At 41.1% G+C, this 21451-nt stretch carries 20 protein-coding genes and 1 pseudogene; 10 read left to right on the forward strand and 11 right to left on the reverse strand.

Annotated features, from left to right (window positions below; genetic code table 11):
- Positions 1-112 precede the first annotated feature (112 nt).
- Both PSPO_RS22000 and PSPO_RS16135 read right to left on the reverse strand, forming a co-directional pair.
- A complete protein-coding gene (locus PSPO_RS22000; protein ID WP_010559528.1) occupies positions 113-1594 on the reverse strand; it encodes a methyl-accepting chemotaxis protein in 1482 nt (493 codons plus the stop codon).
- Positions 1595-1604: 10 nt separating this feature from the next.
- Positions 1605-2132 carry a PAS domain-containing protein gene (locus PSPO_RS16135; protein ID WP_010559527.1) on the reverse strand — a complete coding sequence of 176 codons (528 nt, stop codon included), beginning with the start codon at positions 2130-2132 and terminating at the stop codon, positions 1605-1607.
- 301 nt (positions 2133-2433) lie between these two features.
- On the opposite strand from PSPO_RS16135, the gene PSPO_RS16140 reads away from it, so the two are divergent.
- Positions 2434-2769, forward strand: a complete 336-nt coding sequence (locus PSPO_RS16140) for a zinc ribbon domain-containing protein YjdM (protein ID WP_010559526.1) — start codon at positions 2434-2436, stop codon at positions 2767-2769.
- 138 nt (positions 2770-2907) lie between these two features.
- Here PSPO_RS16140 and PSPO_RS16145 read toward each other — a convergent pair whose 3' ends face one another.
- The 3 genes from PSPO_RS16145 to PSPO_RS16155 form a co-directional block, all read right to left on the reverse strand.
- Entirely contained in the window at positions 2908-5178 is a 2271-nt protein-coding gene (locus tag PSPO_RS16145) for a tetratricopeptide repeat protein (RefSeq protein WP_010559525.1), read from the reverse strand.
- A 290-nt stretch (positions 5179-5468) separates the two neighbouring features.
- Positions 5469-5753 (reverse strand): hypothetical protein, encoded by a 285-nt coding sequence (locus PSPO_RS16150; protein WP_010559524.1) that lies wholly within the window; start codon positions 5751-5753, stop codon positions 5469-5471.
- Positions 5754-5852: 99 nt separating this feature from the next.
- Positions 5853-6752 (reverse strand): LysR substrate-binding domain-containing protein, encoded by a 900-nt coding sequence (locus PSPO_RS16155; protein WP_010559523.1) that lies wholly within the window; start codon positions 6750-6752, stop codon positions 5853-5855.
- Between the two features lie 173 nt (positions 6753-6925).
- Between PSPO_RS16155 and PSPO_RS16160 the strand changes: the two genes are divergently transcribed.
- The 9 genes from PSPO_RS16160 (at position 6926) to PSPO_RS16200 (ending at position 17150) form a co-directional block, all read left to right on the forward strand.
- Entirely contained in the window at positions 6926-7552 is a 627-nt protein-coding gene (locus tag PSPO_RS16160) for a sortase family protein (RefSeq protein ID WP_138628310.1), read from the forward strand.
- 39 nt (positions 7553-7591) lie between these two features.
- Positions 7592-8005 (forward strand): hypothetical protein, encoded by a 414-nt coding sequence (locus PSPO_RS16165; protein WP_010559521.1) that lies wholly within the window; start codon positions 7592-7594, stop codon positions 8003-8005.
- A 6-nt stretch (positions 8006-8011) separates the two neighbouring features.
- The gene (locus PSPO_RS16170) at positions 8012-8479 is read left to right on the forward strand and encodes a GNAT family N-acetyltransferase (protein ID WP_010559520.1); all 468 of its coding nucleotides are present in this window, start codon (positions 8012-8014) and stop codon (positions 8477-8479) included.
- 118 nt (positions 8480-8597) lie between these two features.
- A complete protein-coding gene (locus PSPO_RS16175; RefSeq protein ID WP_010559519.1) occupies positions 8598-8951 on the forward strand; it encodes a GFA family protein in 354 nt (117 codons plus the stop codon).
- A gap of 346 nt (positions 8952-9297) precedes the next feature.
- Positions 9298-9966 carry an endonuclease III gene (gene nth, locus PSPO_RS16180; RefSeq protein ID WP_010559518.1) on the forward strand — a complete coding sequence of 223 codons (669 nt, stop codon included), beginning with the start codon at positions 9298-9300 and terminating at the stop codon, positions 9964-9966.
- A 354-nt stretch (positions 9967-10320) separates the two neighbouring features.
- Entirely contained in the window at positions 10321-12276 is a 1956-nt protein-coding gene (locus PSPO_RS16185) for a methyl-accepting chemotaxis protein (protein ID WP_010559517.1), read from the forward strand.
- Between the two features lie 150 nt (positions 12277-12426).
- Positions 12427-15189, forward strand: a complete 2763-nt coding sequence (locus PSPO_RS16190; protein WP_010559516.1) for a tetratricopeptide repeat-containing sensor histidine kinase — start codon at positions 12427-12429, stop codon at positions 15187-15189.
- 397 nt (positions 15190-15586) lie between these two features.
- Positions 15587-16285 carry a helix-turn-helix transcriptional regulator gene (locus tag PSPO_RS16195; RefSeq protein ID WP_010559515.1) on the forward strand — a complete coding sequence of 233 codons (699 nt, stop codon included), beginning with the start codon at positions 15587-15589 and terminating at the stop codon, positions 16283-16285.
- Positions 16286-16472: 187 nt separating this feature from the next.
- Positions 16473-17150 (forward strand): hypothetical protein, encoded by a 678-nt coding sequence (locus tag PSPO_RS16200; RefSeq protein WP_010559514.1) that lies wholly within the window; start codon positions 16473-16475, stop codon positions 17148-17150.
- Positions 17151-17240: 90 nt separating this feature from the next.
- Here the strand turns inward: PSPO_RS16200 and PSPO_RS21905 are convergent, their stop codons facing one another.
- The 6 genes and pseudogenes from PSPO_RS21905 to PSPO_RS16225 all read right to left on the reverse strand — a co-directional run bounded on the left by PSPO_RS21905 (position 17241) and on the right by PSPO_RS16225 (position 21264).
- Positions 17241-17564 (reverse strand): OmpA family protein, encoded by a 324-nt coding sequence (locus tag PSPO_RS21905; protein WP_233430577.1) that lies wholly within the window; start codon positions 17562-17564, stop codon positions 17241-17243.
- Positions 17565-17684: 120 nt separating this feature from the next.
- A pseudogene (locus PSPO_RS21910) lies at positions 17685-18455 on the reverse strand (CsgG/HfaB family protein); the annotation flags it as partial.
- On the reverse strand, positions 18452-18874 hold the full coding sequence (locus PSPO_RS16210; RefSeq protein ID WP_051320898.1) for a curli assembly protein CsgF: 423 nt from the start codon (positions 18872-18874) through the stop codon (positions 18452-18454). The pseudogene PSPO_RS21910 and the gene PSPO_RS16210, both read right to left, overlap by 4 nt.
- 8 nt (positions 18875-18882) lie before the next feature.
- Positions 18883-19278, reverse strand: coding sequence for a CsgE family curli-type amyloid fiber assembly protein (locus PSPO_RS16215; RefSeq protein WP_010559511.1), 396 nt, complete (start codon positions 19276-19278; stop codon positions 18883-18885).
- 33 nt (positions 19279-19311) lie between these two features.
- Positions 19312-20820, reverse strand: coding sequence for a curlin (locus tag PSPO_RS16220; RefSeq protein WP_010559510.1), 1509 nt, complete (start codon positions 20818-20820; stop codon positions 19312-19314).
- Between the two features lie 18 nt (positions 20821-20838).
- Complete coding sequence (locus PSPO_RS16225; protein WP_233430573.1) at positions 20839-21264, reverse strand: curlin subunit CsgB; 426 nt, start codon at positions 21262-21264, stop codon at positions 20839-20841.
- Positions 21265-21451: the final 187 nt, after the last annotated feature.

A 21451-nucleotide genomic window follows, 5' to 3' on the forward strand; every position in this document is an offset into this window, starting at 1 on the left:
TGTTTGTAATACAAAAACCTCACCTAAGTGAAGTTTTTGTATGTTACATCAATATGATGCGGCGTTATAGCAATAAGCCACACGGCCTTTAAAAACGCGTCGTTGGCTTTGATTATTGTGCGTGTTTTTGTAACACCAGTTCATTTAAGCAATGTACCACATTGCCACTTGCAACTTCCGCTTGCTCGAAATGATGTATGATGCCGTCAAAAATACCATCGTCTCTAAGCCAGTCTTGCTGCACCAGTTCTATCGCTTGGCGTACATGCTGATGCACTGTTTTATGGTGTTTATCAAGCGCTTTAAATGAAGCTAGACGCGAGAATACAGCGTTGCCTTCTCCGTGATGATACCACTGACCAAGACGGCACTCAGTGTGAGATTCTTGCACGGCATCAGATTCTGCACCAAGCCCGCCTTTTTCGGCGCCAATGTAGCCATTTTGCATGTAGATGATGTGATCAATTTTAACCAGTGAGGCGAATGCACGATCTTTGGTTTGGCCCACAACATTGATAGTGCGCTCGGCCGATGTGGCTATAGTGTCAAATTCGGCCGAGAAGATCGTCATTTCATCGCCAATTTGTTTCGCGCTGTTGCTCACTTCATAGGTCTGTTGCACCATGCTTTCTACGCGTGACGTTAGCCCTGAAATAATTGCTGTAATTTCGTCGGTTGATTCACGTGTTTTTACCGCTAAATGACGCACTTCGTCGGCAACTACGGCAAACCCGCGGCCTGATTCACCAGCACGTGCGGCTTCAATTGCTGCGTTTAACGCCAATAAGTTGGTTTGTTCAGAAATATCGCTAATTAATCGTATGGTTTGCTCGATACGGTTACTGTCGTTCGCTAATACATTGGCGGTTTCTTCTACCGTATGCATGCGCTCGTTAACTTGCTCAATGGCATGCTTTAATTCGGCTACGGTTTTATGGCTAAAATCAGCGCCTTGCTTACTTTCCATAGCCATCGCCGCAACATCGTCCATATCGGTTGATAATGCCGCCATTTGGTGTTGCGTATCTTTTAAGTTATCAAGTAAATTGCTGGTGTTAAGGTGGTGCATTTCGCTTAGCAGGCGATTTTGTCGAGCAAAGTTATCGGCTTGTTCCATTGCTTCAATCGCCACATTAACGTTATTCATGATGTAAGCGAATTCTCCGGGCAAGCCTTGCACTAATCCCTTGCGATGAAATTCGCGTTTTCCGGCGCGCGAAAAACTGTTCGAAAACTCTTTAAAATTGGTCTCTACGATATCGAGAAAATCATTTAGCTGCCATGCAACTTGACCAATTTCACCAAGCCCTTTGGTGCGGGTTACTCGCACATGTGTTTTGCCTGCAATTGCTTCAGTGAGAGTAAGGTGTATTGCTTTTAGCGCGTTAAGTGGGCGTTTTTGGTCTTGGTAAGCAAAAAAGGCAAACACCATGGCCAGTAGCGGCGATAAGATATTTATTAAGCTGATGCCACTGGTGACTATGCTATTAATGGCAACCAGTAAATTTAAGGCGACAAAGGTTACGCAGGCAATAAATAGTTTTTGGCTTAAAAAAGGGATGTTTTTGCTTACATTGCTTGTATGATTTGGCATAAAAATCTCCTTATTCTGCAGCGTAAAGATCTAATACAAAGGCTTCATAACTGGTGTTGTGATGGGTTTGCAAATACTCATTTAACCAACACCATGCGCCGTTTGCCCCATCACGTTTGCCGTGTTGTGCTTCTACTTGCTGCATTTTTTGATACACCTCGCTAATTGTTTTTATTGCGGCGTCAGGCGGAGAACGCCTTACAGAAAAGAAGCCTTGTATTTCGCCGTTAACCAGATCAGGTGTGACATTTGCAAATACCCAATAATAATCGCCATCGGCGGTGAGGTTTTTAACAAAACCAAAGAACTCTTGCTTGGCTTTTAGGGTTTTCCACATGCCGTAATACACACCTCTTGGCATATCTGGGTGACGAATAATGTTATGTGGTTGGCCAATGAGTTTTGATTCAGGAAAGTTACTTACCCGCATAAAGGTGCGATTGGCGTAAGTAATATTTCCACGTATATCGGTTTTGCTAATGATAAGTTCGTCTTCAGCAAAATGAATTTGCTGTGAAGCGCTTGCTAATTTGGTCACGACGGGTGTTCCAACAAATTGATTTAATGACAATATTTTATGTTTGTTGGCAAGCGCTAAAACTGCACTAAATCAAAAAATTACTGCATTTATAAAACTTTGATTGTGAAAAGCGTATTTTTTATGTGTTTGATCAATTTATTCCCACATAATTATTTTAACTAATTTTTTAAATGAGAATTATTATTCTAAAGCGGGGTGGCATTAGCTAAAAAAAACTTAAATGTTAATTAAAAGCCCCTCGCTTAATAGGGTTAAATCAATTAAAATATCGCAAATTTTTTCGCAGTAGTGAGTTGTTATGTCGTTACCTCCATGTCCTAGTTGTAAATCAGAATATGTATATCAAGATCAAGATAATCTTGTTTGTCCAGAATGCGCGTTTGAGTGGAATCCTGAGGAGCAAGCAAAAGAGGACCTTATTGAGGTAAAAGATGCGAACGGCGCATTATTGGTTGAAGGTGATAAAGTTACCGTAATTAAAGACCTAAAAATCAAAGGTAGTTCGCAAGTGATTAAAATTGGCACCAAAGCACAAGTTCGTCGCGTGTTCGATAAAAAGGATCACGAGCTTGACTGTAAAGTTGATGGTGTTGGCGAAATGATGGTAACCGCGAAGTTCGTTAAAAAAGCATAATCGCGTTTCACAATATTCATAAAAAACGGCAGGCGTAACAGCTTGCCGTTTTTTTATAGCGTTTCAATTCAGTTTGAGCAATTTTTCTCTAGCCTCTTAAACGGTACTCTTTCATTCGCCTTTGCTTGAGATCAAAAGTTAGTTAACCCCTTGCATCATTCTTAGCTGATTAACCATTTGCGCTATTTGCCGGTCGTTCGGCAGTAAACGTGCAAGATTTTCGGCATAAAATAACGCTTGCTTAAACTGGTTTAATGCAATGTAACTTTGCGTCAGGCTATAACTAATATCCGGATTTGTTGGGGTAATCGCATAGGCCTTTTCAAAATAACGAATTGCTTGGTGAATATTCTTTTGGTCTTGCAGCAATAACGCGTAAGTGTATAAGTAACTTGCATTTTCAGGGGCAAACAGAGTGGCATTTTCTAGGCTTTTAAGTGCATTTTGTTTTTCATTACTGCGTATTTGGCTCATTGCTAATGCGTAGTACACATCGCTTGCCTCATGATTGACACTGAGTGCCTGCTTAAGAATATTTTGAGCTTTTGATTCATCACCTTGCTGGCGATATAAATCCGCAAGGTTAACATACGCTGGCATAAAAATAGGCTCAACTTTTATCGCATCGAAATAGTGCATTTCTGCGGCTTTAGGCTCGGCCATCTCAAGCGCTAACAAAGCTAGGTTAGTGTGTGAAAATCCACGTTCTGCGTTAAACTCTTGGCTTTTTTTGTAATCGTTTAGTGCGGCGTTTAAACGTGTCTTATCTTGCTTTGACAGCTCATTTGGAAAGGGCGCGTTCAACATGCCGGCTAGTGAGCGAGCAGCCTCAATTCGCACACTATGGTGAGTTGAATCTAATAAAACATTAAAAAGACGCCAGCGGTCGGTCACTGGATAGGGCGTTGCAGCATTAATTGCGGCGATGTGTTTGAGTGGCGATGGGTCTTTTATTGCCCGCGCAATCGCAACTAACGCGTTATTGCCGGGTGTATTGCGCATACGTGTGAGTGCTGAAGCACTGACGATAGTCGAGTACTGTTTATCTTGCGCTATACGGGTCAGTAATTCAGCTGCGTTTGGCGCACGCTCATCGGCGCGATGAAAGCTGGTGGCAAAGTGTGCTTTGCCAATATGTTTACTATTTGGGTGCCACGTTTTAATTTGCGAAACGGCCCAGCTTGCCGTTTGATCTTGGTGACATTGGTTACACGCATTACTGACACCCGTTTTAATCGTTAAATCGGGTCTTGGCACTTTAAAACTATGGTCGCGACGGGCATCAACTTGCATGTAAGTCGTGGTGGGCATATGGCAATCTACACATTGGCTGCCAATTTCATTTGTTGTGTGGCCATGATGTTTTGGTGTATCAAAAGTGGTGCTTGCATGGCATTGGGTGCAGGTTAAATTATCTTGAAGTTTTAACTTACCACTGTGCGGGTTATGGCAGTTAGTGCAGGTGACACCTGCTTGGTACATTTTACTTTGCACAAATGAGCCCCAAACATAATTTTCATCCCATACTTGACCATCTACTTGGTAGAGTTCTGGGGTTAATAATGCGGGTTGAAATGCATTGAAAAAGTCATGGGGTCCTTGGCGGTCAGCCAAATTTGAACGTCGGCCGTGGCAGGTGGCACACATAGTAACTTGTTTGGATTCTTTTAAAGGCGACACGCTTTTCATTGTGCCATCAGCCTGGCTTTGAAATAGCGGGGTTTTTTGCCCAATAGCATGGGTAAAGCCTTTGTTTTTGATTTTGTTATTACCACTCGCCCACTTTAAGTGTTGCTCACTGTCGCCGTGACATGCGTTGCAGCTAACATTAATAGCGGAAAACGTTGAGTTAAAGGTGTTACTTTTAAAGTCGAAGTTCTTTTGAAAGTCAGTGGAGTGACAATCGGCGCACATATGGTTCCAATTTTGCCCTTTTTGGCTCCAGTGAAAGGCGTCTGTTTCAGTTTGCTCAGGATGAAGCACAAACCAGCGTTGTCCCCCTTGCTGTTTACTTCGGCTGTCCCATGCAAATGGAAAAAACTGGTAATGACCGTTACCAAAATCAAACATATATTGTTGCAAAGGGTGATAGCCAAAGGTATATGTCACCGCGTAAGTTGTTAATTCGCCAGTAAGGTTTGGCATTTCAATATATAAACCACTGTCTTTTTTAAAAAAGCGTGCTGTTTGGTTTTGATACGCTAAGCTTGCGTTGTCAAAGTTACCTAAAATTGACGAGTCGCTTGCGACTTCCATGGCATGAAAGTGGTGTGAAGTCTGCCAATCTGCAACTTGGCTTTGGTGGCACGTTGCACATACCTGTTCGGGCTTTTGCGTTGGTAACGCAAGGGCAAAGGTACAAAATACGCTGTAACTTAGAATAAAAAAAGCGAGCCAAGCCTTAGACATAATCCATTATCTTTTTATTGTTTTTCAACCTTATAACAAGTTGTAGGTTTAAACGCAAAGGCTTAGGCTGCTGTGAGCCGCTTGTTTTTAGAACAATTTAACCTGCACTCGGGTTAAGGTGTTACGCCCACAGGCACCTATGAGCTATGTTGTTTTATAGCGCTAGCTTGATAGTTTTTCTTAGCAAAAGGCAAATTTGTGCGTCAAAAGCGAGTCTATTGCATCAAGTTTAATGCAGTAATATGTAAAAAGTGCTGCTAGAGAGTAATTTGTGATTTCGAGCTTAGGACTTAATGTTTCAAACAACATTGTTTGCTTTTAAAGCGTGAGAGTAATGGAGCATGTGTGAATTTAAGTGTTGTTTTTTTTAATAGCGATTGTTTGCGTCGCGCGGCGTAAAAGTCGACTACTTTACTATCAAAGTAAATCGCTAAAACCAGTGCAACTATCGTTAAAGAAGGGGCATACACAAGTGATGCAATCACATCACCTTTAATGGTTAAGTTGATCATTAATGGCGTTAAAACGACCAATGTAGCAAGTAAACGATAGAAAATTAGAAATATCTGAAACATGGTAATGGCTCTGTGTATAGCTGTTTGCGTAATTGCTACTTTAGAGCCAAAAAATGATCATGACAAAAGGATAATATTCACTCTATAGGTGAATATCATTCATCTATTTTCGGCGTAGAGCTCAGGTGATGCAGTTAGCCAATTTATAAAGCACTGAATATCGTGACGACCTTCGTCTTCTTCTCGGTACACGGCGTAAAGACCACGTTCAAAAGGAACAAATTCATTAAACGGTGCAATCAATGATTGGTTTTCCAGCCGTTGATTTTCAAGTGGGAAAATCGCCAACGCCATACCTAATCCCTGAGTTGCCGCATTAATTGAAGAGTCGTAATCATTAAAGGTAAGCACGCGTTTTGTGTTGGATAAAGTAATGCCTACAGCGCGAGACCATTGCAGCCAAACATCGTCCATGTAGGCTAAGTCAATTAACGGTAACTGGTTAACATGTTTTAATTTACTGATTTTATGTTGAGCAAAAAATGGCACCGAGCAAACCGCAGATACTGATAGGTCAAGTAGCTTTTGGTGTGTGGTATTGGGCCAATTACCTTGGCCAATGCGAATTGCTAAGTCAATGTCGTCGTAGCGTAAATCAGCGACGTGATTACCGGTTTCTATTCTAAGTTCAATGTCTGGGTGTTTTGTTTGAAATGCGCCTAATTTTGGAATAATGATGCTACTTGCTAGGGTTGTAAAACACGAGATTTTTAATGCTTGCGATGAAAACCGGTTGCGGGTTTTACGCGTACCAAGTTCAAAGCAATCAAGCCCTTGTTGCACGTAATTTAAGTACATTTCTCCAGCAGCGTTTAGTTCAACACCACGACTTTTGCGTTGAAATAAACTAAACCCTAATTGCTGCTCAAGCGCTTTTATTTGATGGCTTACCGCAGAGGGCGTAATGCATAGCTCATTACTGGCCGCTTTAAAGTTTTGGTGACGTGCCGCTGCTTCAAAAATACTCAGTAGATGAAGCGGCGGGTATTTATGTTTCATCGAAAACACCATGTGAACGTATTGATTAGCACAATTAATTTACGCTTAAGGTGAATTGTATTCAACCTTTTAATTACAGTCTCTATTTCTTGCCTGAGCAAATCATGGCTTTAGTTTAAAAACTCGGTACAATAAAAACATGATAAATTTTAATGAGTTGTAAAATGAGCGCTGTGAGAAAAATAATAAGTAAGGTGGCGTTTGAGTTAATTGTGATCACCTTAGGTGTATTGGTCGCACTTGGTATTAACGCTTGGTACAACACTTATCAACAACGACAACAAGCTGAAGTGTTATTGGGTAAAATTGCTTATGAACTAACGCAAAACATAGAGCGATTAGAAAGTGCAGCAAGTGCTTATAACGATAACATTATTAAGTCGCAGCGTTATGTCGCTGAGCTCGAAGAAACCGGTGAATCGCCAAGGTTTGAGTTTGTATTAAAAATGCTCAACGTTGATCAAGGGGCATGGCGTTTTTCACAAAGTCGTGAGGAGTTAAATACCTTACCTGTTGAGCTGTTAATCGCACTTGATCTTGCCAATCGCAGTAATACTGAAGCCAAACACATGGTGAACACCTTTATTTTTGAAGGCCATGACGATTTGAGTGAATTCTCAGATAGCGATTTAAATGAACGTTACTTAGACGGTGTAGAGCGCGAATTTAAACAAATTAAGTTTTATGTGGATTATGCGTTAATGAGTTCACAGCAAGCGCTTTCGCGCTTAAAAGAATACCGCGCTACTGGCAAATTAGTCGCTCGTAAAGAGAATGTAACCCTCTCGACAGAATTGTAATACGTGAAAGTACTTTTCGATATTGATAAGGATATCACTTTGAAAAATTGGGTATGTGCATTGGCTGTCACTATGTTAGCTGGATGTGGTTATTTCGGAGCACCCGTGCGCGAATTTGATTCAACGGTTAAACAGCTTAATTTAGCCAATGTCGTTGAAGGGTCTTGGCAGCGGGTTTGTTTTATTACGCCATACACTGATAATCAACGAGCTCGCAAGGTGTTAGGGTTTAGGTTTGATGTTGAAAAACGAACCCGTATCAAAACTAATGACGGCGTGACACTGTTAGTTTTTATTAAGGACAACCAAGTAGAACACTATTTTGAAACACCACGCGGCAATATTGATTTTACGAGCGTTACGCCTACCTGCATTGATCGTGAAAATGCCTATTTAAAATTAGAAAGTAACAGCAACTGGACTCGAGCGGTTCATAGCGGCAAAAGAGAGTAAAGCCAAATGGTTTCAATCGAAACGTTAAACCAAACCCATCTTAATCGACTTGCTAACGTAACATTGGCAAGTGAGCAATTAAAGTTTGCTTGCAGTGCTAAGGAGTTTATTCAAGAAGTAGATCCAGCGGTGCATTTACATGTAATTAAACAAGATGATGAGGTCATTGGCTTTTTTAAACTCGATACCCATTACGGTAAGCATTACGATTTTTGCCCAACTGACGGTTTAGGGCTGAGAACGTTTGTAATTGATGAAAAGCAACAAGGAAATGGCTTAGGTAAGCAGGCGATTGCTGCATTACTTAAGTATTTAACACAGTACTACGGCGATTATAATTGGCTTTACCTAACCGTTAATTGTAAAAATGCCATTGCACAACGATGCTATCAAAAAAGCGGTTTTACTGAGGCTGAATCCCTTTATTTAGGTGGTCCTGCTGGCCCGCAACACATTATGTATAAAGCGCTATAAGCAACCAAAAATCAGTTTCACGTTAACGCGTTACAACAATATTTACAGATTAATCTGTAAAAATCGCTTTCTATTTTAACTGGTCAGATATACAGTAAAAAATAAAAGGAATGCGATTATGAAATATACAGGTAGTTGTCACTGCAAAGCGGTGCAATTTGAATTTGAAAGTCCACCTATTACAGATGCGTTGCAATGCAATTGCTCAATTTGCATTCGTAAAAATGCGATAATGTCTAAACATTGCGTTAGCGCGCAGCAGTTTACATTGCTTTCTGGCAAGGATGATTTGAACACCTATCACTGGGGTGATCACGATGTAAATCATCATTTTTGTAAACACTGCGGCATTTATCCGTTCCACGACACCCTATACCAACCGGGCGAGTATCGTTTGAACTTGGGTTGTGTTGATAATCTTGAACCGCGTGAATTAACAATTACCTATTTTGATGGTCGCAATGAATTGTAGCGAGACGGGTTGTTGAGTTTTATTTTTGATTGATAAAAGTGAACGTAAAGTTCGTATTAATTAATTTTATTGCTAGCGGCGAATTGCTCATAATAGCCTTGTTACTTAGATAACACTGGAGAACAAAATGAGTACATTAATTAATTCGTTAAAACAAGCACTGACGCAACCAGCGACGGCACCAAAGCAGGTATGTAATTACCCGAACAATTACTACGGCGACCAATGTTGTAAATAATCGCTTAACTGAAAATTGCGACAATATAATGCACTGCTTACGCTGGCAGCCAGCTGCAAAGCAGTGTATTTTACCCTTTTATTTTAGATCGTTAGGGATGTTGTCATTGTGACGCAAAAAAATTTATTAAAAGCTGAACGTGTCGCGTTTATTTTAGATGAACTTGAAACGCGTTACCCAAATCCTCCCATCCCACTTGATCACAGCGATCCTTATACCTTATTAGTTGCAGTTCTTTTGTCGGCACAATGTACTGATGAACGAGTTAATCAAGTCACGCCAAAACTATGGCAACTAGCCGATAATCCGTTTGATATGGCAATGCAAACGGTTGAGGATATTCAAGCAATTATAAGGCCTTGTGGGCTATCGCCGCAAAAGTCCAAAGCCATTAAAGTGCTGTCTGAAATGCTTGTCGCAAATCACAATGGGCAAGTGCCACAAGATATGGCTATTTTAGAAACGCTGCCAGGAGTGGGCCATAAAACAGCGGGGGTTGTAATGGCGCAGGCATTTGGTGTTCCGTCGTTTCCAGTCGATACACATATTCACCGCCTTGCACAACGCTGGGGGCTAACCAATGGTAAAAATGTGGCGCAAACCGAAAAAGATTTAAAACGACTTTTCCCGAAAGAGCGCTGGAACGATTTGCATCTGCAAATTATCTATTATGGACGTGAGTTTTGCACAGCCCGTGGATGCCACGGTTTAGTATGCCCGATCTGCACAACTTGTTATCCTAATCGAAAGCACGCGAAAGTGATTAAAAAGCCTTAAGGTACGTTGAATAGTGCATTTTCGCTCCTAAGGGCAATGGTGATTTTCTCCCTTGCCTGTATTGGAATTTCATTAATTTAGAGCAGCAAACCATACTCATTCTGTTTCGTTAATGAAATAAATAGTCAATGCTTAAAATATTAATAAAGATAACCAGTTCCCGAGTACTTCATATCAATTCGTATGCCGCATTGCTAATACATAAATCGTAATGCAATCGTTTGCTCTAATATTTATTTATTGAATGTTATGTTCAGGTGTAAATATCGTTAACATTTTGAGTGTTAATACCGATACCAAATAGGTATATTAAATTTGTAACCTGTTATACAAAACAATAATAAAGGCAGTATTATGAAAATGCGCACTAAGTTAATTGCGGGATTCGCCATCACCGTAATTGTGCCTATTCTGGCAATCGCTATGCTCGCACTCTCGCAGGCGAAAAGTGATGGTTTCACTCGGTTTTTAGCAACAACCCATGCTGAGATCCGTCAAGTAGAAAAAGGCTTTAATCTATTTTTTCAACAAGTTAAACATAATGCTGACTTTTTAGCACAGGCCAATGTTGTAAAAAATGTGCCAACAGATGTCACCACATATATGGGCGCTGAAAAGTCGATGGACCCACTGGCAGCAGTGGCCGGCGAGGCGGATATTTTTACTCTGTATGAAACCTTTGGTAAAACCCATCAAGAGTTGCTGTTTGTTTATTTGGGCACAGAACAAGGCGGGTTTATTCAATACCCAGCAGAACCACTTGGAAATTACGACCCGCGCCAACGCCCGTGGTATAAATTAGCACAAAGCGCCAGAGGAAAAACCGTTATTACCGAACCTTATCAAGGCGTAACAGGGCAAGCCATGGTGTCAGTAGCTAAAGCGATTAGTAACGACAATGGACAATTTGTTGGTGTGCAATCCCTTGATGTGACCTTAGCCACACTGACCGATATTGTATCGAGCATTAATATTGGGGAAACAGGCTATTTAATTTTGGTTGATGGCTCGGGCACTGTGCTTGCCGACCCAAAAAATGCTGATAACAATTTTAAAGCTATTTCTGAATTGTCGTCACCGATTTATACATCGCTTGCGGATAACCTATCAAGCAAATCATTTACCATCGAAACCAGTAATAACACGCTAGAAGCAACCACGTATTTTTCAGATGATCTAAATTGGCGTTTTGTGGCTGTAATAGAGCAAGATGAAATTCTGCAATCTGCATCAGAAATGAAGGTATTTATTGGCATTATCGCATTAATAATGATTGCATTATTTGTAGTGGTTGGCGTTATTTTAGCGAATCGCATTGTTTACCCAATCGAAAAAGTATCCGAAGGTCTTAAAGAAATAGCGCAAGGTGAAGGGGATTTATCGAAACGCCTTGATGTGATTGGCAATGATGAAATTAGCCAGTTAGCAAAGTGGTTTAATCAATTCCTATCTACAATTAACGATCTTGTTAAAGATATAAATCATAAATCACAAATTCTAAATGATGCGGCTACGGTGTCGGGCGCAAAAGTCACAGAGATTATGAACGCAAGTCACGAACAAGAAGGCAGCAGTGAAGAAGCTGCAAAAGGCACGGCGACACTTGCTGACGTAGCAAAACAAGTCTCTGATGATTGCACTATTGCTATGAGTGATATTGTGCAAGCAGAAAACTTTGCTGATGAAGGTAATAATGATGTTAGGCTCGCGGTGAATGAAGTAACTAGTTTAAACGACTCGTTAAGCGAATCGTCACAGGCCATGACCCAACTTGAAAAAGAAAGTGAAAACATCACCAAGATACTTGATGTGATCCGTGGAATTGCGGAACAAACTAACTTGTTGGCATTGAATGCGGCGATTGAAGCAGCGCGTGCAGGTGAGCAAGGCCGTGGCTTTGCGGTGGTTGCTGATGAAGTACGTACACTGGCAAAACGCTCACACGAATCAACCGAAGAAATCGATAAAGTTCTCAACAGCTTAATTGAACAAACCCGCTTGATGTCAGATAAAATGGCAAGCAGTGTTACGCGCTCACAAGGCGCTATCGAAAAGGCAGAAAAAGCACATAACTCGTTTGATGACATTAGTAGTGCGGTTAGCAAAGTCAAGCAATTGATTTCACAAATTTCAGATGCTGCGCAGTCTCAGTATGATGCCGCCGATGAGATTAACCGCGACATTACGGGCATTAGTGATTCGGTAAAACACACTGCTGGCTCTGCCGATGAATTAGCGGAAGGCTCTCAGCAACTCGTTGCATTGTCGGAAGATTTACGCAGCCTAGTAAATCGCTTTCATGTGAAGTAATACGGCTATTGGGCTTGTCAAATACACAGTTGCCAAGCCTTTATCTCCCTTTTAAAAAACCGTCAATCTACCTCTATACTTTACCTTTGTGCACATCATAGGGCGAAAAAGTGGTCTACACTTTAGATGGATCAGCCTTAGGTTAATGCTATGTCACGTTGTGTATTCTGGTTATTTGTTATGTGTAGCTTAGCGTTTTTTGTGCATGCCAACGAGGTTTCGCTGCCAAAAAATAACGCCGATATTTCTGACGTGATCCATTTTCTTAAAAAGAATTCCATCAACAGTCCAAAAATAGTCATAAGTTATATAGAAGACAACAAGCTAACGCAAAAAGCGCTTAGCCATGAAGAGAAAATTAAAGTATTAAGCTATTACGCTCAGGCGAATCAATTTATAGGCGAAATTGAAAAAGCTAATGCCCTGCTAGCAGAAGCATTTACCATAATCAGTAATGGCTCAGTGTCAGCTGACACACAGGCAATTGCCTTGTTTGTGCGCGCTGTTATTAGCAGTGAAACGACAAAATATACACAAGCACTCAATGATTTAAATGCAGTTATTGCACTTTATCCCAAAGACAGTAATAACAAAAATATTGGTAAGGCTTATCAAACCCTCGCAGATACGTATCTACTGATAAATGACTACAAAAATACCTTTGATGCGCTATACAAAAGCCAATTTGTTTTTAAGGCAATGAAAGATCAAACCATGCTCGCTGTGAGCTATGGTCGCCTTGGTTCGGTCTATCGTTCAATTGGGGATTTCGATAAAGCCCTAGAAAATATGCTTAAATCACTTAAAGCATTAGAGGGTACTCAGGCTGAAAGGCGAGTTGCAATTACTTACAACAATACCGCAATTATCTATAAAGACTTAGGCCGCTATGATGAAGCGATTAACTTACATAAACGATCGCTCATTCTTAAAGAAAAAATTGGTTATCAGCGTGGCATGGTGTATTCCTACAACAACTTGGGCGAAACGTATCGACTAAAAGGCGATAAAGTACAAGCGCAGCGCTACTTAGATGAAGCACAAGCCCTTGCGGTAAAGCTTAATAATACCATGTTACTTGGTTCTACTTATTTGTATCGAGCACGCATAGCTAAACAAAACAACCAGTTAGAGCAAGCGTTAACGCATCTAGACAATGCCATGACGATTTACCAAAAACGAAATTCAAAAGCACGTATATCGGAAGCATGGGTTGAATATGGCGATATTTACTTCGCGCAAGGTGATTTTGTAAAAGCTGAAAATAGCTATCAACACGCAATTGAACTGAGTCAGGCTGTGCAAAAAAATGTCGTGACCTTTGCTGCCTATGAAGGCTTAGTGAACGCGTTAAAACAACAGCAAAATTACCAAAAAGCACTTAATGCATTAATCGTCTATCAAGGGTTGAAATCGGCCTTATTTGATAAACAAAGCCAACAGCGACTTGAATCCTTAATTGTAGAAAATCAATTATTTAACGCCCAGCAAAAACTAAAGTTTGCTCAGCAAGAGGGTAAGTTAAAGCAGGCCGAGTTAGAGCGGGTAGAAACACACCGAAACTGGAGCGCTTTTACCCTGGTTGTTATTTTTATTATTAGCTGGTTAATTTATCGAAAAGTGCAGCAGCATAATCGTATAAAAGTAGAGATCAAAGCGCGTAAAGCATTAGAAGAAAGCGAGCGAAGACTCAACCTCGCTCTTTGGGGCAGCGGCGATACGCTCTGGGACTGGGACTTAACTAGTGGCGAAATTACGCGCGAAAATTTACCGACACACTCGCGCTTTTCATCAAATGCATCCGGGCTTGATGCAAAAGCACTGAAAGAGTTTGTGCACCCCGACGACTATTCATCACTTACCGATGCGTTTGACGCCCATATTCGCAATAAAACGCCGTTTTTTGAAGCGAGTTATCGGGTGCTAGACAAACAAGGTGAATGGTGCTGGTTGCTTGATAGGGGCAAAGTAGTTGATACCGATGAGCATGGTAAAGCATTGCGCATTACCGGAACGCAACGAGATATTACCAAACTAAAGCAACAAGAAGTTGCGCTATTAGAGTTAAACAGTGAGCTTGAGCAGCGCGTTGCACAAAGAACGACTGAACTTGCAACAATGAACCAGCAACTGATGCATACAATTGAAAAATTAGAAGTTGCTCAAGAGTATATTATTGAAGCCGAAAAACACGCAGCGTTAGGCAGCATGGTTGCGGGGCTTGCCCATGAAATAAATACCCCGCTCGGCACTGCGATCACTGCCGTAAGCCATCTTAAAATGCAAACAGTGACTACAGAGTCGCAATTTAAAAGTAAAACCTTATCAAGCCAAGCGTTTGAGAGTTTCTTAAATGATGTAAATAATAGTAGCGAATTGATTGAAAGTGGGGTTGGTAAGGCGGGTGAACTGGTAGAGCGCTTTAAACTACTTGCCGGTAAAAATAGCGCACAAAAGCCGACTGTGATAAACCTTGCGACCCTATTATTAGAAAGCTTTAAAGTGGCGTTAAACACGCTGCAACGTGACCCCGAAACCGCCAACTTAACCATCAGTGGTGATGCGGAGTTAGTTAGCTTTGCGGCAACATTAGCACAGGTATTTAATATTCTTGTAGAAAATGCGTTACTGCATGCTGATGTACCGTATGTAGAAATAACCTGTGAACTATCTAAAGTAGGCTCAGGTGTTGAAATAAATTTTTATGATAACGGTAAAAACATTCAGGTTGGCGATGAAAAACGGATATTTGAACCTTTCTATACTCGAAAACGGCAGCGCGGATATGCAGGGCTTGGTTTGCACATTGCGTACAATAACGTAACCCAAGACCTTAATGGAAGTATTGAGTGTTACCGTGATGCGAGTAAAGGGCTCGGTTATAAAATAAAGTTACCCTCTATTGAAAGTTAAAAATTTAGCTGGCCAGATGTTAAGAATTAATGATATCTAGACGTCTTGATTGCCTGCCTCAAGTACAAAATAAAACGCGAGAATACAAGTAACCTAAACAAAGAGTAAATAGTTAAGTTCTAATTTATCAAATGCTTACACCAAAGTTAACGAGGTGCTTTTATCATTTTTAAGCGTGATTAAATACGTTTAAATATCGACAATTTACAACTAACGTTTAATTGCGTTTTATGCCTTACGCTTTTCTAGTATAAAGTTGTTAATTTACTTCAATATGAAAAGAATTTTAGTACCCGTTTTAATTACATATTGTTATAACTTATTGTTTTACTTGCTGTGTAAAATCACATAATCTGGATATGGCATTCTTATGACAATTAACTAAAGGACGTTATAAGTGACAAGGACGAAATCTCAAGTTTACTTACAAGTTGCCGCTAATGCGCAACAACAAAACACAACGGAAATTCTACTTAAAGTACTCGAAACATTGTGCTTAAACGTAAAGGTAGAGTCGCTGTTCCCAGCATCAATCGATTCATCGGACAGTGCAGAACTGTATTTAATTTGCGCTAAAGATGCGCCGTGGAATGATATGTTGCCCAGCGCGCTTATTAATCTGGCGCGTCATCATAAAGTAGTGATTTATGACGCGCATAAAGATAATATTTGCGAGCAATTACTGCTGCTAGCTAATGTTAAAGGTGTTTTTTACCAAAACGATACACCTGATGTATTGTTTAAAGGCATACAAAAAGTACTGAATAGCGAGTTGTGGTTTCAACGTGGTGCAATTTGTGATGCATTTTCAAATCTATTGGCGCTACAGTTGCAACGGCAAGATAGTAGCGGGCACAACGAAGCGTTAGATAAGCTTACTAACCGCGAACGCACAATTATTCGCTTGGTGTCGCAAGGCGCACAAAATAAAGACGTTGCTGAGCAGCTGCATATTAGTGATCATACGGTCAAAACCCACCTTTACAGTGCGTTTCGCAAAACTAAAGCGCGAAACCGCATTGAATTGGTTAACTGGGCACAGCAGTTTTTGCCTTCGCTGGTTAAAAGCGGCATTGATATTAGTCACCAAAGTTAAATCCAAGAAATAGCGCTTTTGGATAGTTATGGCAATCGCTTAAGTGATTGACATTTAGCATAAAACGAGCAAAATCCGATGAACTAACAGCATCGGATTTTTTTATGCTCGTTTTTAGGGCAATACACCAACTTTATGATGTTAAAATTATTACTTGGAAACAAAAAAAGTGTTTAACGGAGGATAGATGAGGTTATTTAAACTAGCGATGACCGCTACAGGTGTTTTGGTACTGTCATCTATGCTTTTTTACAATAAGCATGGGATTGCATGCGAGGCCGCGCCGCTGCTTGGATTTGAGCAAATTGATGCGGAAATTTATGTTGATGCAACAGTAAGTCAAACAGAACGAGACGCCCTGATAACCTTTGTTGATAAAGCGAAAGAAAGAGTGAGTGCAGCTTTTGGTGATATGAGTTCAACACCTCGTTATATAGTGACAAAAAAGAGTGCTCAATTTGGCTTTAACCCAACAGGCATGGCCAGAAGCTCATTAACACGAGAGTGTGTTTTTATTGGGCCTAAAGGCCTCAATGTCGATGTTATTGCCCACGAAACGTCTCATGCAGAAGTGTTTTATCGCGCAAATTTTATAACTCAAACCTTCAAAATAAAACCATGGTTGTTGGAAGGGGCTGGCACATACGTTGATTACAGAGCCGCCCTAAAATTAGAAAATATTGCGCTTGATAATACGATAGTAGAAAAAGTAACAATGTTATCCGATTTTTCGCCAAGTGACACAAGGGCTTATCAAGCATCACGAGTTGCATTTGAGAGCATAGACCCTAAAACGTTTTATAAAGGCATCGAGCGGTTAAACGAAGGTGAAAGTTTCGAATCGGTTTTTGGTTATTCCAACTAGTGCGTATTTAGGTTAAGTCAAAAAGTAATCATGCCAACTTTTTACCTTGTTTAAGTCGGCATGATGCGTGTTAATTTTCACCTCGTGTAATTAGCTTGACTTTAAATTGATAATCACACGTCTGTCGAAAAACAAGCCTTCGTTATCTGCTGTGTCGTAATGCGCATCATCATCACCACGGGCCATAATGCTTACGCGCTCTTTGGCTATGCCGTTAGTAATGAGGTAGTTGGCGATGGCATTTGAGCGAGCAAGCGAGAGCGCATGATTGCTTTGGTCGTCACCACGTTTGTCGGCGTAACCAAACAATTCAACGTGAGCTGATTTTTGCTGTGATAATAACGCTAATACCTGTTCTAATTGGGTATTATACAGCGGCTCGATTTCAGCGGTTGCCGTTCTAAATTGCACCATAAATGAAATGCTTGGTGCGACGTTACGTTTTACACTTTGTGCTTTTTGCTGTTTTGCTTTTAATGCAGCAAGTTGCAGCTGTTTTTGTTGGCGGGTTTTAGCAAGTGCAATGCTTTGCTGTTTAGTTGTCCACACCCCTTTATCAATACCTTTATGCACCAATTCAGAGAGTGCTTTTTCAATCGCCTGTTTGACACAAATATGCATTGGCTCGTTTTCACTAAAGCCAGCCTCCGCTTCGGCTAAACGCTTGTAGCTTACATAACGGAAAAAGCCTGCACGCATTTCTACGCTGAGTACCTTTTTGGTGGTTGCAACGGAAAGCAACACTTGCCCGGTACGTACATCAACCGCGCGCAGGTAAATTGAAATAATGTCTTCGCGATATAACTCAGATGCACCAATACCAAAATATTCGGCACCTAAACCACCGGTTTTTACGTTTGAGTCATAGCTAATCACACCACCTTCAAGAATAATTTTTGCTGTGGTAAGTGGCGGTAATTGAGCAGCTTCATCTTCTTTGTTGGATAGCGCTGCACGCACAATTTTTCGTTCGGTGAGAATGTTTTGCAGGCCCTCACGTTCAACTGGAATAAACCAGTCTGACTCGTGCAATGCTTGTACTAAAATCGAGTTCGCCCCTTGCGTCACTGCGGTAGAAAATGAACTGACATTGGTTTGCGGTTTGTATTGTCCGGTTTGGTCGCGAAAAGAATAAACTGATACGGGAATGCTGCCAGCAGGCGCGGGAAGACCGCTTAGCTCACTGAAGGTTTTTGTTTGAGCAAGCTGCTGTGCCACCTCAAGTTCGGGTGGTAAGGTTTTTTTAATGGTGCTGCAACCGGCTAATAACACCAACACAATACTAATAAATACACGCCAAATCATTCGCCAAACCTCGGTACTTCAACAACCACAACTTCGCCCGTAACCATATTGGTAATTTGCACCGTTATGGTGTCGCTACCACTGGTTAAGATTTGAATTTCATAGTCACCGCTGGTGAAAATGGAGTCTTGATTGAACATGCTGTCTTCTACACCTTCACCAAACGCGAGATCGGTTATTTCGCGCACCATGCGGTTAATATAAGAACGCTCTAATGATTCTTGAAATTTTTCGGCGTAGGTTTTTTCGTTGATGGGCGCACGGTGTTTGTTTTGTGATTGTGCTTTGTTCAGCAGCATTGCGCCGTTGAGCGGGCTGCCACCAAAACTTGGATTAACCGGCGTATACACTAACTCGGTGCTGACAACACAGCTTGAAAATACCAATAAAACGCTGCTTACTATTATTTTATTTATCATTTTTATGGTTACCATCCACTGCTTGCTAAGTCTTCACTTTGCTCAGAAAACTTAGACTTGGCGATTGCGTCAATTGTCGCGAAAATCGCTTGTTCTACTTTATCTTTTACTGGCTCGATGCGACGACCCATGTAAGTGGCATAAATTGCTTTGCTATTAACTTCAACAAACAATTTAGTACCAGCGCGCGGTACAACCGCTTCTTTTATTACGACATTAATGCCAGTAGTGCTTGGCATGTCTTGCCATAACAAACTGTACGAGTGGTAAAACTCTTTACCCGAGCGACTTAATGTTCTGTCGAGTAACAGGCCACTAATTTCAATATCTTCGCCATTTGCTTGCGGGCTAAAAGAGGCGCCTAAAAGCGTTAGCGTTATGATTAGTTTTATAATTGAATGCATTAGAAAAGGGCCGCGAACGGCCCTACCATTTTGTTACTGCTGAATAATTGTTGCAGTGTTGTAATCACCCGTTTGCGTTACAGTTACGCTACCTGATGCACTGTAAATACCACCATCCACTAAGTTGCCGTCGCCAACTTGTGAAATTGATAGTTCAACATCAGAGCCTTGCACTACAAATCCGCCGGTACCCATACCGCCAATCATGTTGTAGTTACCTGTTTGCGCGATATTAAGCATGTTGCCACTGCCTTCAATTAGTAGATCAAGCGAGTTAATTTCGCCGTTTTGGGCAATATCAAGCGTGTTGTCATTGCTGTCTACGGCTGTGCTAAATGTCACCGCTGATTCGTTTTGATTACCTAGCTGCTGCACGTTAATGTCGTTGTTGTAGCTAGTAAGTGATTGATCAGGGTAAGACGATTGAACATAGCTGCTATTTTCGTTACCCACTTGCGTGATGTTAACGTCGTTATCGCTACCATTGAAATGTGCTAGATGACTTGCGTTAGCGTCACCGTCTTGGTGTACGATTAGTTCGTTGTTATCGCCAATTGCGCCAACATACGAGCTATTGTCATTGCCAAGTTGTGTTACTTGGAAATCATTGTTGTCACCAACAATGTCACTGCTTGATTCGTTGCCGTCACCATTTTGTTCAACGATTAATTCGTTATCAGAGCCAATAATGTAAGTGCTATCAAACTTGTTGCCTGTGCCTTCTTGGTCGATTGAAACAGTGTTATCTGAACCTTCAACAATGGCTGCTGTGAAATCATTCTCAGCACCTTCTTGTACAATGCTGATGTCGTTATCGTCGCCCGTTACTGAGCCAATTACAACGCGCTGCACATCGCCTTGTTGATTTACGCTTAGTTCGTTATTGTGGCCAACCAATTCTTGAACGCCAAGCACGTTCCAAAAGCCAGACTGTTCAACTTCAATATCGTTTACATCGCCTTGCACGCTCTCTAGATTTGTTTCATTCCAAACGCCCGACTGATTAATGTAAACCGTATTGTCGTTGCCTTCCATTGCTTGGTTATAAGCCCAATGACCGCCGTCACCTTGCTCAATTGTGATATCGTTATTATCGCCTGTCACAATGTTTACCGCTTCATTAGAAATACCAAAAAAGCCTGCGCCAGACTGATTTACCGTAATTTGGTTTGCGTCGCCTGTTAGCTCAGTTAGTGCAATGTGTGATGAACCATTTTGGTCGTACAATTCAAGGTTGTCGTTACCTTGTGTGTTTAACAGCAAGATATTAGAAGTGCCCACTTGCGTGGTTTGCGTGCTGTTCGCGCTACCTTGCGTTTCAGTTTTAAGGTAGTTCAAATCGCCTTCTTGCAGTGCAACTAAATCGTTACCAAAAGCAGCACCGGTCTCAGATGTTTGGTTGACAACCATAGTGTTTGCGACATTTTGCACAGTGTTATTTGCTTTAACCGATTTACTGTCGTCTTTTGTACTTGCCATTGCCGAAGTAGAGCCAACAGCCAGTGCTACAGCTAAGGCTAGTAAAGATTTATTCTTATTCACGGAGTTTCTCCTGTAAAATTATTGCTTGTAAAACGTCACATTCACTTCAATACCGTTACCTATTTGCTGAACTGTAAAGGTTTGTTCGCCAGCTTGAGAGATATTGGCGGTATTGCCGTCGCCTTGTTGCAGTATGTGTGCTTGGTTGTTATTTCCTTGTTGTAACAGGTTTACAACGTTATTTGCGCCATACTGAAACAACGCAGCTTCGTTGTTAGTACCGTATTGGGTAACATGCGCTTGATTGGACGTTTCGTTTATTTGATTAACTGTTGCTTTGTTTAAAATCCCGTACTGAGTGATAACCACTTGATGCTGTTGCGCACCTACTCGGTATTGCAGGGAAGTATTTAGACTGAGAGAAAGAGGAGATTCTTGTAGGTCCTTCGCTAATGCTAAGTGAGAATTACTAAGCGCCGCTAAGTAAAATACAGAGGTGCGCAAAATCGTACCTAACGATTTGCATATACCAGATTGAGTTTTACAGAGTTTTGCTTTCATCACAGAATTTTAGAGTAAGAACACGACAGCGATTAAATTACTATTTTTACGAAAGCGAGCGCTATCAGCCAAATTTGTGCTTCTTGAATTTCAGCTAATAAACAATAGCTTATGTTGTTTTTTACGGTGG

This window comes from Pseudoalteromonas spongiae UST010723-006 (genome assembly GCF_000238255.3).
Classification (GTDB): domain Bacteria; phylum Pseudomonadota; class Gammaproteobacteria; order Enterobacterales; family Alteromonadaceae; genus Pseudoalteromonas; species Pseudoalteromonas spongiae.

Bases quoted from the DNA above. Each gene is read 5' to 3' on its own strand.
- PSPO_RS22000 (WP_010559528.1), bottom strand. From the start codon at position 1,594: ATGCCAAATCATACAAGCAATGTAAGCAAAAACATCCCTTTTTTAAGC.
- PSPO_RS16140 (WP_010559526.1), top strand. From the start codon at position 2,434: ATGTCGTTACCTCCATGTCCTAGTTGTAAATCAGAATATGTATATCAA.
- PSPO_RS16145 (WP_010559525.1), bottom strand. From the start codon at position 5,178: ATGTCTAAGGCTTGGCTCGCTTTTTTTATTCTAAGTTACAGCGTATTT.
- PSPO_RS16150 (WP_010559524.1), bottom strand. From the start codon at position 5,753: ATGTTTCAGATATTTCTAATTTTCTATCGTTTACTTGCTACATTGGTC.
- PSPO_RS16155 (WP_010559523.1), bottom strand. From the start codon at position 6,752: ATGAAACATAAATACCCGCCGCTTCATCTACTGAGTATTTTTGAAGCA.
- PSPO_RS16170 (WP_010559520.1), top strand. From the start codon at position 8,012: ATGGTTTCAATCGAAACGTTAAACCAAACCCATCTTAATCGACTTGCT.
- PSPO_RS16175 (WP_010559519.1), top strand. From the start codon at position 8,598: ATGAAATATACAGGTAGTTGTCACTGCAAAGCGGTGCAATTTGAATTT.
- PSPO_RS16185 (WP_010559517.1), top strand. From the start codon at position 10,321: ATGAAAATGCGCACTAAGTTAATTGCGGGATTCGCCATCACCGTAATT.
- PSPO_RS16190 (WP_010559516.1), top strand. From the start codon at position 12,427: ATGTCACGTTGTGTATTCTGGTTATTTGTTATGTGTAGCTTAGCGTTT.
- PSPO_RS16200 (WP_010559514.1), top strand. From the start codon at position 16,473: ATGAGGTTATTTAAACTAGCGATGACCGCTACAGGTGTTTTGGTACTG.
- PSPO_RS21905 (WP_233430577.1), bottom strand. From the start codon at position 17,564: ATGGTGCAATTTAGAACGGCAACCGCTGAAATCGAGCCGCTGTATAAT.
- PSPO_RS16210 (WP_051320898.1), bottom strand. From the start codon at position 18,874: ATGATAAATAAAATAATAGTAAGCAGCGTTTTATTGGTATTTTCAAGC.
- PSPO_RS16215 (WP_010559511.1), bottom strand. From the start codon at position 19,278: ATGCATTCAATTATAAAACTAATCATAACGCTAACGCTTTTAGGCGCC.